Annotated in this window: 12 protein-coding genes and 2 pseudogenes; 6 read left to right on the top strand and 8 right to left on the bottom strand. The window is 61.7% G+C overall.

Going from position 1 to position 15234, the window contains the following annotated elements:
- Positions 1-202 precede the first annotated feature (202 nt).
- The 6 genes and pseudogenes from BFQ00_RS23310 (at position 203) to BFQ00_RS23285 (ending at position 8330) form a co-directional block, all read left to right on the top strand.
- Positions 203-1954: a glucan biosynthesis protein G gene (locus tag BFQ00_RS23310; RefSeq protein ID WP_065885770.1), complete on the top strand. Its 1752-nt coding sequence runs from the start codon at positions 203-205 to the stop codon at positions 1952-1954.
- Positions 1947-4519, top strand: a pseudogene (gene mdoH, locus BFQ00_RS23305) (glucans biosynthesis glucosyltransferase MdoH); the annotation flags it as partial. The gene BFQ00_RS23310 and the pseudogene mdoH, both read left to right, overlap by 8 nt.
- 184 nt (positions 4520-4703) lie before the next feature.
- Positions 4704-5504, top strand: a complete 801-nt coding sequence (locus BFQ00_RS23300; RefSeq protein ID WP_065885728.1) for a transporter substrate-binding domain-containing protein — start codon at positions 4704-4706, stop codon at positions 5502-5504.
- A gap of 218 nt (positions 5505-5722) precedes the next feature.
- Positions 5723-6520, top strand: coding sequence for a transporter substrate-binding domain-containing protein (locus tag BFQ00_RS23295; protein WP_065934907.1), 798 nt, complete (start codon positions 5723-5725; stop codon positions 6518-6520).
- A gap of 123 nt (positions 6521-6643) precedes the next feature.
- The gene (locus BFQ00_RS23290; RefSeq protein WP_065885727.1) at positions 6644-7603 is read left to right on the top strand and encodes an amino acid ABC transporter permease; all 960 of its coding nucleotides are present in this window, start codon (positions 6644-6646) and stop codon (positions 7601-7603) included.
- Entirely contained in the window at positions 7596-8330 is a 735-nt protein-coding gene (locus tag BFQ00_RS23285; RefSeq protein WP_065934887.1) for an amino acid ABC transporter ATP-binding protein, read from the top strand. The genes BFQ00_RS23290 and BFQ00_RS23285 overlap by 8 nt, the downstream gene beginning before the upstream one ends.
- Before the next feature lie 113 nt (positions 8331-8443).
- On the opposite strand, the gene BFQ00_RS23280 is transcribed toward BFQ00_RS23285, so the two are convergent.
- From BFQ00_RS23280 to BFQ00_RS23250, 8 genes and pseudogenes are all read right to left on the bottom strand, one after another.
- Positions 8444-10351, bottom strand: a complete 1908-nt coding sequence (locus tag BFQ00_RS23280) for a methyl-accepting chemotaxis protein (RefSeq protein ID WP_065934886.1) — start codon at positions 10349-10351, stop codon at positions 8444-8446.
- A 135-nt stretch (positions 10352-10486) separates the two neighbouring features.
- A complete protein-coding gene (locus BFQ00_RS30545; RefSeq protein ID WP_370671216.1) occupies positions 10487-11191 on the bottom strand; it encodes a methyl-accepting chemotaxis protein in 705 nt (234 codons plus the stop codon).
- 201 nt (positions 11192-11392) lie between these two features.
- Positions 11393-12403 (bottom strand): annotated as a pseudogene (locus BFQ00_RS30540) (methyl-accepting chemotaxis protein); the annotation flags it as partial.
- 286 nt (positions 12404-12689) lie between these two features.
- Positions 12690-13397, bottom strand: a complete 708-nt coding sequence (locus BFQ00_RS23270) for a 16S rRNA (uracil(1498)-N(3))-methyltransferase (protein ID WP_065934884.1) — start codon at positions 13395-13397, stop codon at positions 12690-12692.
- Positions 13394-14185, bottom strand: coding sequence for a twin-arginine translocase subunit TatC (tatC, locus tag BFQ00_RS23265; RefSeq protein WP_065885722.1), 792 nt, complete (start codon positions 14183-14185; stop codon positions 13394-13396). The genes BFQ00_RS23270 and tatC overlap by 4 nt, the downstream gene beginning before the upstream one ends.
- The gene (tatB, locus tag BFQ00_RS23260; protein WP_065893710.1) at positions 14182-14586 is read right to left on the bottom strand and encodes a Sec-independent protein translocase protein TatB; all 405 of its coding nucleotides are present in this window, start codon (positions 14584-14586) and stop codon (positions 14182-14184) included. The genes tatC and tatB overlap by 4 nt, the downstream gene beginning before the upstream one ends.
- 10 nt (positions 14587-14596) lie before the next feature.
- Positions 14597-14875 (bottom strand): twin-arginine translocase TatA/TatE family subunit, encoded by a 279-nt coding sequence (locus BFQ00_RS23255; protein WP_065934883.1) that lies wholly within the window; start codon positions 14873-14875, stop codon positions 14597-14599.
- 25 nt (positions 14876-14900) lie between these two features.
- Positions 14901-15233, bottom strand: a complete 333-nt coding sequence (locus BFQ00_RS23250) for a phosphoribosyl-ATP diphosphatase (RefSeq protein ID WP_057724443.1) — start codon at positions 15231-15233, stop codon at positions 14901-14903.
- Position 15234: the final 1 nt, after the last annotated feature.

Genomic DNA, 15234 nt, shown 5'->3' with positions numbered 1-15234 from the left:
GATGCGTTGTCTCGCGGGCTGCTAGATAATCGCGCGCTACGGGGATCAGCGTTGTTTGGTCCATTTTTGACTTAGGTAGAGACTTGTCCGACGAACCAGTGGGGAATCATTTTGCCCCTGCGGAGTCGGAACAATGCTCGCCAACCTGGCATATAGATAGCTGGCCGTTGGTTTTTTGATCTGTTTTCGGCGAGGGTTGCTCGTGATTGTTAGTCCCTGTAATGCACCAAAATTGTCTGCCAAACGGTTACGAAACGCACTGGTGACGGGCTCTGCCCTGTTCTGCCTGTTCGGCGCGGGTCAACTGTGGGCATTCAGTCTGGACGATGTATCGGCCAAGGCAAAAGAGCTGGCCGGGCAGAAATACGAAGCTCCGCGCAGCAATCTGCCGAACGAATTCCGCGAAATGAAATTCGCTGACTACCAGAAGATTCGTTTCCGTAATGAAAAAGCCGAGTGGGCCGATCAGAACACCCCGTTCAAGCTGTCCTTCTATCACCAGGGTATGCACTTCGATACGCCGGTGAAAATCAATGAAGTCACCGCCGACAGCGTCCAGGAAATCAAGTACGACCCCAATCGTTTCGATTTCGGCGACGTGAAGTTTGATCCAAAAGCCACCGAACAGTTGGGTTATGCCGGCTTCCGGGTGCTGTTCCCGATCAACAAGGCCGACAAGCAAGACGAAATCATGACCATGCTCGGCGCCAGCTATTTCCGCGTCGTCGGCAAGGACCAGGTGTATGGCCTGTCCGCCCGTGGCATGGCGATCGACACGGCGCTGCCGTCCGGTGAAGAATTCCCGCGTTTCACCGAGTTCTGGATCGAGCGTCCGAAGCCGGGCGACAAGCACCTGGTGATCTTCGCCCTGCTCGATTCCCCGCGTGCGACGGGCGCCTACCGCCTGATCCTGCGTCCGGGCACCGACACTGTGGTCGACGTCAAGTCCCAGATGTATCTGCGCGACAAGGTGAGCAAGCTGGGCGTGGCCCCGCTGACCTCGATGTTCCTGTTCGGCGCCAACCAGCCGTCCAAGGTCCTCAACTACCGCCGTGAACTGCACGATTCCAGCGGCCTGTCGATCCATGCCGGCAATGGCGAGTGGATCTGGCGCCCGCTGAACAACCCTAAACATCTGTCGGTCAGTAACTTCAGCGTGGAAAACCCGCGTGGGTTCGGCCTGCTGCAACGCGGTCGCAACTTCAGCCACTACGAAGACCTGGACGACAACTACGACAAGCGCCCAAGCGCCTGGATCGAACCTGAGGGCGACTGGGGCAAAGGCACCGTCGACCTGGTAGAGATTCCGACCGCTGACGAAACCAACGACAACATCGTTGCCTTCTGGAGCCCGGCCGAACTGCCGGAAGTCGGCAAGCCGCTGGATGTGTCCTACCGTCTGCACTGGACGCTGGACGATTCCGCCTTCCATTCGCCGGACAGCGCCTGGGTCAAGCAGACCCTGCGTTCCACCGGTGACGTGAAGCAATCCAACCTGATCCGTCAGCCGGACGGCACCGTGGCCTACCTGGTGGACTTCGAGGGCCCGGCCCTGAAGAAACTGCTGCCTGACGCCCCGGTACGCAGCCAGGTCAGCGTTGGCGACAACGCCGAGCTGGTTGAAAACAGCGTGCGCTACAACGAGCACACCAAAGGCTGGCGCCTGACCCTGCGCATGAAGATCAAGGACGCGAGCAAGCCGACTGAAATGCGTGCGGCGCTGGTGCAGGAAATTGCACAGGCCGAGCCTGAACAGGTCTCGACCCACGTGCTCAAGGCTGACAAGGTCCTGGCCAAGCAACACGAGAAACAGGCCAAGAAAGACGCCAAAGAGGCGAAGGACAAGGACGCCAAGCAGCCAGAAGCTGCACCGGCCCCTGTCACGCCGGAGCCGGCCAAGACCGAACAAGTCCTGACCGAAACCTGGAGCTACCAGTTGCCCGCCGATGAGTAATTCACAAGTCAAGCCGGAAACTCTGACCGAGTATCTGGCGCATCTCCCCATGACGGCTGAGCAGCGCGCCGAGCTGGCGGGCTGCAGCTCCTTCAGCGAGCTGCACGAACGCCTGTCGTCCGCCACCTTCGACGCACCCACCGATGCCGCCCAGGCGTCGGTGGGCCGCAGGTTGACCCTCAGCACGGCCGAAGAGCTGCAGGACGCGGAGATGCTGGCGCTCGACGCCAGCGGCCGCGTGTGCCTGAAGGCCACGCCGCCGATCCGTCGGACCAAAGTGGTGCCCGAGCCCTGGCGCACCAACATCCTGGTACGCGGCTGGCGCCGGATGACCGGGCGCACCAACCCGCCGAAGCCGCCGAAAGACGAACGGGTATTGCCCGCTGCGCGCTGGCGTACCGTGGGTTCGATCCGCCGCTATATCCTGCTGGTGCTGATGCTGGGCCAGACCATCGTGGCCGGCTGGTACATGAAAGGCATCATGCCGTACCAGGGCTGGTCGCTGGTCGACTTCGACGAGATCCGCAACCAGACCCTGCTGCAAACCGCTACCCAGGTACTGCCTTATGCACTGCAGACCAGCATCCTGATCATGTTCGGGATTCTGTTCTGCTGGGTGTCGGCCGGTTTCTGGACCGCGCTGATGGGCTTCCTCGAGCTGCTGACCGGTCACGACAAATACCGTATCTCCGGTAAAAGTGCCGGCGACGAGCCGATTCCCAAGGATGCACGTACCGCGCTGGTGATGCCGATCTGCAACGAGGACGTGCCCCGGGTGTTCGCCGGTCTGCGCGCCACGTTCGAATCGGTGGCCGCGACCGGCGACCTGGACCGTTTCGACTTCTTCGTGCTCAGCGACAGTAATGAAGCGGATATCTGCATTGCCGAACAGCAAGCCTGGCTCGACGTGTGCCGCGAAGCCGGTGGTTTCGGCAAGATTTTCTATCGCCGCCGTCGCCGTCGCGTCAAGCGCAAGAGCGGCAACCTCGACGACTTCTGCCGTCGCTGGGGCGGTGACTACAAGTACATGGTGGTGCTCGACGCCGACAGCGTGATGAGCGGCGAATGCCTGACCAGCCTGGTACGCCTGATGGAAGCCACGCCGGATGCCGGGATTATCCAGACCGCGCCGCGTGCGTCGGGCATGGACACCCTGTATGCGCGCATGCAGCAGTTCGCCACCCGCGTTTATGGTCCACTGTTTACCGCCGGCCTGCACTTCTGGCAGTTGGGTGAATCCCATTACTGGGGCCACAACGCGATCATCCGCATGAAGCCGTTTATCGAGCACTGCGCTCTGGCGCCGTTGCCGGGTAAGGGTGCGTTTGCCGGTGCGATCCTCTCTCACGACTTCGTTGAAGCAGCGCTGATGCGCCGCGCCGGCTGGGGCGTGTGGATTGCCTACGACCTGCCGGGCAGCTACGAAGAACTGCCGCCCAACTTGCTGGACGAACTCAAGCGTGACCGTCGCTGGTGCCACGGTAACCTGATGAACTTCCGCCTGTTCCTGGTCAAGGGCATGCACCCGGTGCACCGTGCGGTGTTCCTGACCGGCGTGATGTCCTACCTGTCGGCGCCGTTGTGGTTCTTCTTCCTGGTGCTGTCGACGGCGTTGCTGGCGGTGAACACCCTGATGGAGCCGCAGTACTTCATGGCGCCGCGCCAGTTGTACCCGCTGTGGCCGCAATGGCATCCGGACAAGGCGGTGGCACTGTTCTCCACCACCATCGTGCTGCTGTTCCTGCCTAAACTGCTGAGCATCATCCTGATCTGGGCCAAGGGCGCCAAAGAGTTCGGCGGCAAGTTCAAGGTGACCTTGTCGATGCTGCTGGAGATGCTGTTCTCCATGCTGCTGGCGCCGGTGCGCATGATCTTCCACACCCGCTTCGTACTGGCCGCGTTCCTCGGCTGGGCCGCGACCTGGAACTCGCCGCAGCGCGACGACGACTCCACGCCGTGGAGCGAAGCGGTCAAGCGTCACGGTCCGCAGACCTTGCTGGGCTTTTTGTGGGCGTTGCTGGTGGTGTGGCTCAACCCGAGCTTCTTGTGGTGGCTGATCCCGATCGTCGGTTCGCTGATGCTGTCGATCCCGGTGTCGGTGATTTCCAGCCGGGTCAAGCTGGGCCTCAAGTCCCGCGATGAGAGCCTGTTCCTGATCCCCGAGGAATACAATCCGCCGCAGGCACTGCTGTCGACCGAGAAGTACACCCACGAAAACCGTTGGCACGCGCTCAATGACGGGTTTGTGCGTTCGGTGGTCGACCCGCAGCAGAACGCCCTGGCCTGTGCCCTGGCGACCTCGCGTCACCGCGAGGCGGAGCCGATCGAGTACCTGCGGGTGGAGCGTGTTCGCCACGCGTTGAAAGTCGGCCCGGCCGGCCTCACCAACAGCGAGCGCCTGGCTTTGCTCAGCGACCCGGTAGCCCTGGCTCGTTTGCATGAACAGGTGTGGAGCGAAGGCCACGCCGAGTGGCTGGATGCTTGGCGTGCTTCGATCAAGGCTGATCCGCACGCGCCATTGCTCCCGCTGCAACCACTGTCGTCCCAGGCTCAACCGGCCTGATTCAGACGCCCCCGAGGGCTCACCTCGGGGGCGTTTCAAGCGCTGGTCCTACAGCGTTTGGCGCCGCTTCCTTTCCTCCCTAACTCCTTGTTATTTCGAAACAAAAGACCTTCGTTCGAAGCGTATTGCCGTGCCTGTGGCTGGGGTAGCATCGCCCCCCAAATTTGACGCGCCACGGGGGCACACATGTTCAAAAGGTATTGTTCGGCACTGCTGATAGGTGTTGTCGCATTGCTTCACACCGGCTTGCTCTGTGCCGGGGCGATTGACGACGCAGTGCGCCGTGGCGTGCTGAAAGTGGGCACCACGCCGACTTACGTACCGTTCGAAATGACGGATAAGCAGGGACGCATCATCGGCTTCGAGATCGACCTGCTCCAGGCGATGAGCCGCGCGCTGGGGGTAGAACTCGAACTGGTCGCGGTGCCTTACACGGAGTTGCTGTCGGGGCTGATGGCGGAGAAGTTCGACCTGATCGGCAGCGGCATGACGGTCACCCAGGAGCGCAACCTGTACCTCAACTTCAGTGACTCTTTTATCGTGGTGGGACAGTCGGTCCTGCTGCACCCGCGCCTGGCCGGCAAAGCATCGAGTATCGAAGACCTGGACGAGTCAGGCTATCTGATCGCAGTCACCGAAGGCACCACCGGCGAGGCAGCGGCGCAGCGCTTCCTGGGGGCGGCCCGGCTCAAGCGTTTCACTACGCCGGAGGAGGGCGTGCGCCACGTGGTGGAGGGCAAGGCCGACGCCTTTGTCTACGATGCGCCCTACAACCTGATCGCCATGACACGGCCCGAGAACAGTGCATTGTTGACGCTGGAGCAGCCGTTTACCTTTGAGCCCCTCGCGTTCGGCCTGAAGAAAGGTGACTACGACAGCCTCAACTGGATCAATCATTTCCTCAACCAGGTGGCCCAGGACGGCACCTACGATCAACTGCATGACAAGTGGTTCAGGGACACTGCCTGGATGGCGGAGATCGACTGATGGTCATAACTACTTACACATCAACTCATTAGCGAGTCTGCGCGTCGAGCCGTCCAGGCGTTTAGTCAGGCGCAGCGCCGTAGTGCTTCTCTTACCTGCGTCGATAACATTTAGTCGTGAAACCTTTGTGACGGGCAACGAGTGGGTTAGGATCGCACCCCGAAATGGCGCAGCCCTTCGTGCGCCAACTTTATAAAAACCGTTCAGGGGTCTTGATGATGAAAAAGTATCTTTCGATGCTGATGCTCGGCGTCACCGCACTGGTGGCGGCCACTGCGGCCCAGGCTGGCGCCATCGATGATGCGGTCAAGCGCGGCACGCTGAAAGTCGGCATGGACCCGACCTACATGCCGTTCGAAATGACCGACAAGCGCGGTGAAATCATCGGCTTTGAAGTCGACATCCTCAAGGCCATGGCCAAGTCCATGGGCGTCAAGCTTGAGCTGGTGTCCACCGGCTACGACGGCATCATCCCGGCCTTCCTGACCGGCAAGTTCGACATGATCGGCAGCGGCATGACCCTGACCCAGGAACGCAACCTGCGCCTGAACTTCAGCGAACCCTTCATCGTGGTCGGCCAGACCCTGCTGATTCGCAAGGAGCTGGAAGGCACCATCAAGTCCTACAAAGACCTGAACGATGAAAAATACCGCCTGACCTCCAAGCTGGGCACCACCGGTGAGATGGTCGCCAAGAAGCTGATCGCCAAAGCCAAGTACCACGGCTATGACAACGAGCAGGAAGGCGTGCTGGACGTGGTCAACGGCAAGGCGGACGCCTTTGTCTACGACGCCCCGTACAACGTGGTGGCCGAGAAGAAAGTCGGTAACGGCAAGCTGGTGTTCCTGGAAGAACCCTTCACCTTTGAGCCCCTGGCGTTCGGCTTGAAGAAAGGCGACTACGACAGCATCAACTTCATCAACAACTTCCTGCACCAGATCAGGAACGACGGCACCTACGATCGCATCCATGACAAGTGGTTCAAGAGCTCCGAGTGGCTCAAGGACATGGAATAAGGCTTAAGACCGAGTTGCCTGTATCGGGGGCAAGCCCCCTCCCACATTTGCAATGCGTTTCCCTGTGGGAGGGGGCTTGCCCCCGATGGCGGCCGACCAGGCAACACCTATGCGGACAGTGAAATGAAACAGAAAAAAGCCCAATGGCCCTGGCACCTGCTGACCGTGGTCGTGCTGGTCGGCCTGGCCGGCGCCTTGTACTACGCCACCTCGCTGATGTCCTACGAGTGGCGCTGGAACCGCGTGCCGCAGTATTTCGCCTATCAGGCCGAAGAAGCGCAGCGTGCAGCCGATATTTCCACCGTCATCGAGCTGGTCCGCAAAGGCGATGTGGCCGAGGTGACGCTGCGCAGTGATGCCGGTGCAGAGCAAAAGGTGACGGTCGCCGACAACAGCCTGCAAGTGGCGCGTGGCGACGATGTGGCTGAAGGTGACGTCATCGGTGTCAACCGCCATTGGGCACTGGGCCCGTTGATGTGGGGCCTGTGGACCACGCTGTGGTTGTCGGTGGTGTCCGGCATCCTGGGCCTGGCGATTGGCCTGGCCACCGGCTTGTGCCGGCTGTCCAGCAACCCGACCCTGCGCGACCTGTCGACGATCTACGTCGAACTGGTGCGCGGTACGCCGCTGCTGGTACAGATCTTCATTTTCTATTTCTTTATCGGCACGGTGCTCAACCTGTCCCGGGAGTTTGCCGGGATCGCGGCGCTGTCACTGTTCACCGGCGCCTACGTGGCGGAAATCGTGCGTGCCGGTGTGCAGTCGATTACCCGTGGCCAGGACGAGGCCGCGCGCTCCCTGGGCTTGAGCGCCAGCCAGTCGATGCGGCATGTGGTATTACCGCAGGCGTTCAAGCGCGTCCTGCCGCCGCTGGCCGGTCAATTCATCAGCCTGGTGAAAGACACCTCGCTGGTCTCGGTGATCGCGATCACCGAGCTGCTCAAGAGCGGGCGCGAAGTGATCACCACCTCGTTTTCGCCGTTTGAAATTCTGTTCTGTGTGGCAGGCCTGTACCTGCTGATCAACCTGCCGCTGTCGAAGATGGCCAGCCGGCTTGAGCGGAGGCTCGCGCAAAGTGATTGAAGTCCGCGATCTGGTAAAAGTCTTCGATACCCGTGGCCATGTGGTGCGCGCCGTGGACCATGTCACCACCCAGGTAGCCAGGGGCGAAGTGCTGGTGGTGATCGGCCCGTCCGGTTCCGGCAAGTCCACTTTTCTGCGCTGTCTTAATGGGCTGGAGGAATTCGATTCAGGTTCGGTCAGCATCGACGGCCTGCAACTGGCCGACCCGAAGACCGATGTGAATGCCTACCGCCGTGAAGTCGGCATGGTGTTCCAGCATTTCAACCTGTTCCCCCACATGACCGTGCTGGAGAACCTGTGCCTGGCGCAAAAGGTCGTGCGCAAGCGCGGCAAGCAAGAGCGTGAGGCCAAGGCCCTGGCGTTGCTGGAAAAGGTCGGTATCGCCCAGAAAGCCAATGAGTTTCCGTCGCGCCTTTCCGGAGGCCAGCAGCAGCGGGTGGCGATTGCCCGAGCCCTGGCAATGGAGCCCAAGGTGATGCTGTTTGACGAACCGACCTCGGCGCTGGATCCGGAAATGGTCGGCGAAGTGCTCGACGTCATGAAGACCTTGGCCCTGGAAGGCATGACCATGGTCTGCGTCACCCACGAGATGGGCTTTGCCCGTGAGGTGGCGGACCGGGTGTTGTTTTTCGATCACGGCAAGTTGCTGGAAGACGCGGCGCCGGCCGAGTTCTTCGATGCGCCCAAGGACCCACGCGCCCAGGCTTTCCTGCGCCAGGTGCTATGACTGTAGGAGCGAGCTTGCTCGCGAAGATCGTCAACGATAACGCAGCGCACCTTAAATGAACGCGGCGGCCTTGGGCTTTTCGCGAGCAAGCTCGCTCCTACAGTGATGGTTCTTCAGAGCTTGAATTTGCCGACCAGCGTCTGCAGATCCACGCTCAACCTGGTCAATTGAACACTCGCCGCCGCCGTTTCCTCGCTGGCGGCAGCGGTCTGTTCCGACACATCCCGCACCTTCAATACGCTGCGATTGATTTCCTCGGCCACTGCGCTTTGCTGCTCGGCGGCGGCGGCAATCTGCGGGTTCATTTCCTGGATCACCGCCACCGTGCGGGCAATCGCCGCCAGGGCCTCGCCGGCGTCGCGGGTCAGGGCAACGCTGTTGTCGGTCAGGGTGCGGCTGCTGTCCATGATGTCGGCTACCTGCTGGGTACCGTTATGCAGGCCGAGGATCAGCCCTTCGATTTCTTCAGCCGATTCCTGCGTGCGTTGGGCCAGGCTGCGTACTTCATCGGCGACCACGGCGAAGCCTTGGCCGGCAGTGCCCGCGCGCGCCGCTTCGATCGCGGCGTTCAGGGCCAGCAGGTTGGTCTGCTGGGACACGGACTTGATAACGTCCAGCACGCTGGCGATCTTCTGGCTTTCCTGCTGCAGGGTCAGCATTGCGCGGCCGGACAAAGCCATTTCACTGGCCAGGTTGCCGATTTGCTCAACGGCCTGAGTGACCACCTGCTCGCCGACGTCGGCCTGCTGATCTGCTTCGTTGGCGGCAACGGATGCGCGTTCGGCATGGCGTGCAACCTCTTGGGCGGTGGCGAGCATTTGATTCATCGCCGTTGCCACCTGGTCGGTTTCATCTTTCTGCTGGTTGAGCCCGTTGCGGGTCTGCTCGGTGACGGTGGACAACTGCGTCGCCGCACCGGCGATCTGGCGGGCGCTGTCACCGATGCCGCTGATCAGGCTGCGCAGGCTGCGGGTCATTTGCCCGATGCTGTGTTGCAGTTGGCCCAGCTCGTCGCGACGCTCCACCTGGATGTCGTGGCTCAAGTCGCCCTCGGCCACACGGTTGGCGGCGATCAGGATGCCACGCAACGGCGAGGCGATCTGCCGGGCAATCCACCACGCGGCCAGCGCTCCCAATACCAGCGCAGCCAGAGTGACGCCGATCAGCAATGTATGAGTCTGGGCCGCCTCCTGATTGCGCTTGGTGTTTTGGCTCTGGCTCAGCAAGTCGCTTTTCTCGCGCAACTCGTTGAGCTGCTGCTCGAAGCGGTTTTGCACGGTTTCGACGCTGAGTTGGGCTTCCTTGAGCTTGACCAGTTGTGCGCGGTAGTTGGCCAGGTCGGTTTTGAGCAGTGTGGAGTCCACCGGCAGTGTGGTGACGGCGGCCTGTGCGGCATCCAATGCGTCCAGCGTCTGGTTGGCGGCCTCGGCATAGGCTTGCAATGAGTCGGCCGCCCAGGCGGGGTTCTGGGCGCGATCCTCGGCCTGCTCCATGGCTTGACGCAATTGCTCGATGGCATCGAGCGCCTTTTCGTCATTCTGGTCGGGCAAGTCGCTGGCGAATTGGGCCAGGGTGTCACTGGCTTGCAGGGCAGATGTCTTCAGCGCCGGGCGGATGTTCTCGCGCTGCTCGATCAAGGCCGGTAGCTGCGCCAGCGCCGTCTTGAAGTCGGCTACCAGGCTTGCCGCCTCTGCAATGCGTTGCAGATCGACCGGGTCTATCAGGCGCTGCGAAAGGTCTGTCAGATGCTGGTCGATTTTCTCGATCTTCTGCGTCATCTGGTCCAGGCTGGCCTTGTCCGCCAGGGTGCGGTACACGATGCGGTCGGCGCGCATGGCCTGCGCCTGGACGGCCAGCTCGCCCAGGCTCGTCAGGCTGTCGGAGCGATAAAGGATGGCGTTCAAGGCCTGCCAGCCCGTTGCAGAGATGATGAAGCTGAGCATCAGCACTTGGCCAAAACCCAGCGCGAGCTTGAGGCGTACGCTGGCGTTCGCCAGCATGCGGGTCAGCCGAGATAACATGGCGCACCTCCCATTCAGAAAAAAGCGTTTCGCGACAGATGAACGCTAATTCGAATTGGAGTGAGGGCGGGCTGATAACCGTGTAGGAAATTTCACAAGATGCGGCAGCCGCAATCGGCTGCCGCGCAGGTTGGGTCAGATGCGGAAGCGACCCACCAGGGTTTGCAGGTAGATGCCCAGGCGCGCCAGCTCAGCACTGGACGCCGCCGTTTCTTCGCTGGCCGAAGACGTCTGCTCGGAGACATCGCGCACATTCAACACGCTGCGGTTGATCTCTTCGGCAACGGCGCTTTGCTGCTCGGCGGCGGTGGCGATCTGCGAGTTCATCGCCTGGATGGTCGACACGGTGCGAGTAATGCTCTCCAGCGCGCTGCCGGCCCGGCGCGTCAGTTCGACACTGCTGTCGGTCAGGCCGCGACTGTTGTCCATGATGGTCGCCACCTGCTGCGTGCCGTTTTGCAGGCCGACGATCAGCTCCTCGATCTCCTCGGTGGACTTCTGTGTGCGCTGGGCCAGGCTGCGCACTTCGTCGGCCACCACGGCGAAGCCACGCCCGGCTTCACCGGCACGCGCCGCTTCAATGGCCGCGTTAAGCGCCAGCAGATTGGTTTGCTGGGCCACGGACTTGATAACGTCAAGCACGCTGCCGATCTTGTCACTTTCGCGCTTCAGATCGCCCATGGCGATCGTCGAGTTGCCGACTTCGGTGGCCAGGCGTTCGATCTGGGCGATAGCTTCACCGACCACTCTGTCGCCTTCGCGGGCCTGCACATCGGCGGCTACGGCGGCTTCCGACGCTTCTTCGGCATTGCGCGCCACTTCCTGCACGGTGGCGGCCATTTCGTTCATGGCCGTGGCGACCTGGTCGGTCTCGACCTTCTGGCTGTTGACCCCGGCGCTGGTTTGCTCGGTGACGGCCGACAGTTGCTCGGCGGCGCTGGCGATCTGGGTCACGCCGTCGCTGATACCACCGATCAGCTCGCGCAGGCCCACGGTCATGCTCTGCATGGCGCGTTGCAGTTGGCCCAGTTCATCCTGGCGGGAGGACTCCAGGTTGTGGCTGAGGTCGCCCGAGGCCACGCGCTCGGCGACCTTGAGAGTTTGATTGAGCGGGATGATGATCTGGCGGGTGATGGCCCAGGCGGCGACGAGGCCAAACAGCAGCGCCAGCAGGGTAGACAGCAGCAACAGCTGTTTGGCTTGGGCGGCGTCGCTGTCGCGGACCACGGTTTGCGAGGCAGTGAGTTTGCTGCTGCGGTCCAACAGAATGTCGCCCTGGACATTCATGATTTTCAGCGCGGCGGCGCTGGCCACCTGCGAGTCACGGTACTGGCTGACAGCGGCGCGGTAGGCTTGCAGCGAGGTGCCGGCCTGTTGCAGGTTGGTGGAAAATTGATCAGGTAGCTGGCCGTTGAGCGCGGCGATTTTCTTCAGGGCATTATCGATGGCATCCAGCGCGGGCTGCTCGGCTTCGACTTTGCCGCTGTAGGTGTAGCCGCGCACCTGGAACCGCGCCTGCTGGATCAGCTTGCTCAGGTCGACGATGCTGTTGAACTGGCTGACGCTGTCGCCCTGTAGCAGGGTCTTTTCCACTTCGCCGACTTTGAGCACCGCATTGTCAGCAGTATCGCCGAGCTTGCTGCGCGCGTTTTCGCGATTGGCACCCGCCTGGACCATGGCGTCGAAAGCGCGCTTGTACTGGTCAACGGCGGCGAGTTGGTCATCGACCAGTGCGATATCGGCGGGCTGTTCAATCAGCGCCCGGGCCGTTTTCAAGCCGCTTTCCAGCTGGCCCAGAAAACCATTGACTGCCCCCGGGCCCTGCTCGCCACGGCGCATTTCAAAGTCCAGGCGCGCGATGCGCAGTTCCTTGCTCAAGTCGTTGAGGCTGGCGATGTAGCCCAGTTTGTCGCCACGGCTGATCACGCCCGAGAGCCCGGCCCAGCCGGTGAGTGTGATGATCAATGTAAGCAGCAACACCAGGCCGAAGCCGACGCCCAACTTGGTTTTGACGCTGACATTCCCCAGCTTTTCGGCTAACCAACGATACATGCTGCAAACTCCCCTGGAACAAGGCTTGGACTTATTCCGGGGTTATCGGCATCTACGCAGGATTCTGTAGCAACACGATCCAATGTGGGAGGGGGCTTGCCCTAATGCCAATCATTTAAGCGTACACCACCCCCTGTAGGAGCGAGCTTGCTCGCGAAAAACTCACAGGCACCGCGTTCATTCAGGAAGCACGCGTTATCGTTGACGTTTTTCGCGAGCAAGCTCGCTCCTACAAAAAGCCTTAGCTGACTGGCATTGGGGCAAGCCCCCTCCCACTGGACTGGTGTCAGAACAAGCGGGCGAGCAGGGCGGTCACGGCGGTTTCAACCCGCAGGATGCGCGCACCGAGTTGCACCGGCTGCAGGCCGGCCTTGCTCAGCAATTCGACTTCATAGGGTATCCAGCCACCTTCCGGCCCGATCGCCAGGGTCACCGGTTCATCCAGGCCGCGAGGGCAGGGCGGGTAGTCGCCGGGGTGGCCGATCAGGCCAAGCGTGCCGGTGGTCATGGCCGGCAATCGATCTTCAACGAACGGCTTGAAGCGCTTCTCGATAATGATCTCGGGCAATACCGTGTCCCGCGCCTGTTCCAGGCCGAGGATCAGCTGCTCGCGAATCGCTTCAGGCTCCAGGAATGGGGTCTGCCAGAAGCTTTTTTCCACGCGGTAGCTGTTGACCAGTACGACCTTCGGCACGCCCATGGCGGCTACCGTTTGCAGCACCCGACGCAGCATCTTCGGGCGGGGCAGGGCCAGCAGCAGGGTCAGCGGCAGTTTGCCCGGCGGCGCCTGGTCGAAGCTGACGTGCAGCTCGGCTTCCCCGGCTTCCAGGCGCAGCAGTTGGGCATTACCCATCAACCCGCCAATGCGGCCCACACGCACGTTGTCGCCGACCACGGCGCGATGCACCTCCTGCATATGCACCAGGCGCCGATCACGCAGCACCACCCGGTCGGCCGCGATAAAGTCGGCGTCCTCCAGCAGCAGCAGGTTCACGGCTGGGTCGCTGGCGGCTGGTCGTCGTCGGCAGTCTGGTCGTCCGGGTGCTCGCCACGCTTGCTGATCAAGCCGCTGAACAGGATGCCGATCTCGAACAGCATCCACATAGGCACGGCCAGCAGGGTCTGGGAGAAGATGTCCGGCGGGGTAAGGATCATGCCGACCACGAAGCAGCCGATGATCACGTAGGGGCGGATCTTCTTCAGGTAAGCCACGTTGACGACGCCGATCCACACCAGCAACACCACCGCCACCGGAATTTCGAAGGCCACGCCGAAGGCGAAGAACAGCGTCATCACGAAGTCGAGGTAGCTGGTGATGTCGGTCATCATCTCCACGCCGGCCGGGGTGGCGGCGGCGAAGAATTTGAAGATCAGCGGGAACACCAGGAAGTAGGCGAAAGCCATGCCGGTATAGAACAGCAGGATGCTCGACACCAGCAACGGCACGGCGATGCGCTTCTCATGCTTGTACAGCCCCGGCGCGATGAAGCCCCAGATCTGATGCAGGATCACCGGGATCGCCAGGAACAGCGAGACCATCATGGTCAGCTTCAACGGCGTCAGGAACGGCGACGACACGTCGGTGGCGATCATCGTCGCGCCGGCCGGCAGATACTGGCGCAGCGGCGTGGAGACGAAGGTATAGATCTGCTGGGTGAAGGCAAACAGCCCGGCAAAGATGATGAAGATGGCCGCTACGCAACGCAGCAGGCGGGTACGCAGCTCGGTGAGGTGCGAGACCAGCGGCATGTGCTGGTCGTTTTCCGGTTTATCAGCGCTCATGGGGCTCGCGGCGGCAATGTAGGGTCATGGGGCGCGGGCGACGCAACGGGCGTCGGCGCAGGCTCGGTTGGCGCGGTCGGTGCCGGGGGCGCGGCTTCAGTCGCAGGCGCGATACTGTTCTGGGCCACAGGTTCCACCGGTTTGGCGGGCTCCTGCACCGGCGACAGAATCTTGCGCGTCTCCTGCTCCAACGACAGGATGTGCTCGTTGTGCAATTGCCGGCGGATCTCGTCGGCACCGATTTCCCGCTCAACTTCCTGTTTGATCGCGTTGAAACTGCGTTTCAGGCGCCCGATCCATAGGCCGGCCGTGCGCGCTGCACCGGGCAGACGTTCGGGGCCCAATACCAGCAGGGCCACGAGGCCGACGAGCAGCAGTTCAGAGAAGCTGATACCAAACATTAGTCAGTGCTCACGAGTCTTTGCGGGTCGGCTCTTCGACTTTTTCAGCCTGCACGTCGAAGGTACGACGCTCGGTGATCGGCTGGGCGGCCTGCGGGTGCACAGGCTGGGCCGGTGGAACCGGGTTTGCAGTGGGTTCGGTCGGCTTTTCGTCGTCGTTCATGGCTTTGCGAAAGCCCTTGATCGACTCGCCGACATCGGTGCCCAGGTTCTTGAGTTTCTTGGTGCCGAACACCAGTACCACGACCACCAGAATGACGATCCAGTGTTTCCAGTCAAAAATACCCATGCTGCAAATCCTCGATAAAAGTTGTTCAGGTGGACGGGCGTGCAGCCTTCTCGGCGTGCCCGGACAGGCCGAAGCGACGGTCCAGTTCATCCAGCACGGCCTGTGGATGCTGCCCCAGTTGGGCGAGCATGACCAGGCTATGGAACCACAGGTCGGCGGTCTCATAGATGACATCGCTGCAATCGCCGCTGATCTGCGCATCCTTGGCGGCAATGATCGTCTCGACGGATTCTTCGCCGAGTTTTTCCAGGATCTTGTTCAGACCCTTGTGATACAGGCTGGCGACGTAGGAACTGTCGGCATCCGCGCCCTTGCGCTCTTCCAGCACCTGGGCCACGCGGTTGAGGGTATCGCTCATG

It is taken from the genome of Pseudomonas sp. 28 E 9, from assembly GCF_900004785.1.
Taxonomy (GTDB): domain Bacteria; phylum Pseudomonadota; class Gammaproteobacteria; order Pseudomonadales; family Pseudomonadaceae; genus Aquipseudomonas; species Aquipseudomonas orientalis_A.
Note: the sequence above shows the minus strand (reverse complement) of the source record. Positions and strands in the feature narration are given on the sequence as shown.

Excerpts from the sequence above, each read along its gene's own strand:
- BFQ00_RS23300 (WP_065885728.1), top strand. The coding sequence starts at position 4,704 with ATGTTCAAAAGGTATTGTTCGGCACTGCTGATAGGTGTTGTCGCATTG.
- BFQ00_RS23295 (WP_065934907.1), top strand. The coding sequence starts at position 5,723 with ATGAAAAAGTATCTTTCGATGCTGATGCTCGGCGTCACCGCACTGGTG.
- BFQ00_RS23290 (WP_065885727.1), top strand. The coding sequence starts at position 6,644 with ATGAAACAGAAAAAAGCCCAATGGCCCTGGCACCTGCTGACCGTGGTC.
- BFQ00_RS23280 (WP_065934886.1), bottom strand. The coding sequence starts at position 10,351 with ATGTTATCTCGGCTGACCCGCATGCTGGCGAACGCCAGCGTACGCCTC.
- BFQ00_RS30545 (WP_370671216.1), bottom strand. The coding sequence starts at position 11,191 with ATGGCCGCCACCGTGCAGGAAGTGGCGCGCAATGCCGAAGAAGCGTCG.
- tatC (WP_065885722.1), bottom strand. The coding sequence starts at position 14,185 with ATGAGCGCTGATAAACCGGAAAACGACCAGCACATGCCGCTGGTCTCG.
- tatB (WP_065893710.1), bottom strand. The coding sequence starts at position 14,586 with ATGTTTGGTATCAGCTTCTCTGAACTGCTGCTCGTCGGCCTCGTGGCC.
- BFQ00_RS23255 (WP_065934883.1), bottom strand. The coding sequence starts at position 14,875 with ATGGGTATTTTTGACTGGAAACACTGGATCGTCATTCTGGTGGTCGTG.
- BFQ00_RS23250 (WP_057724443.1), bottom strand. The coding sequence starts at position 15,233 with ATGAGCGATACCCTCAACCGCGTGGCCCAGGTGCTGGAAGAGCGCAAG.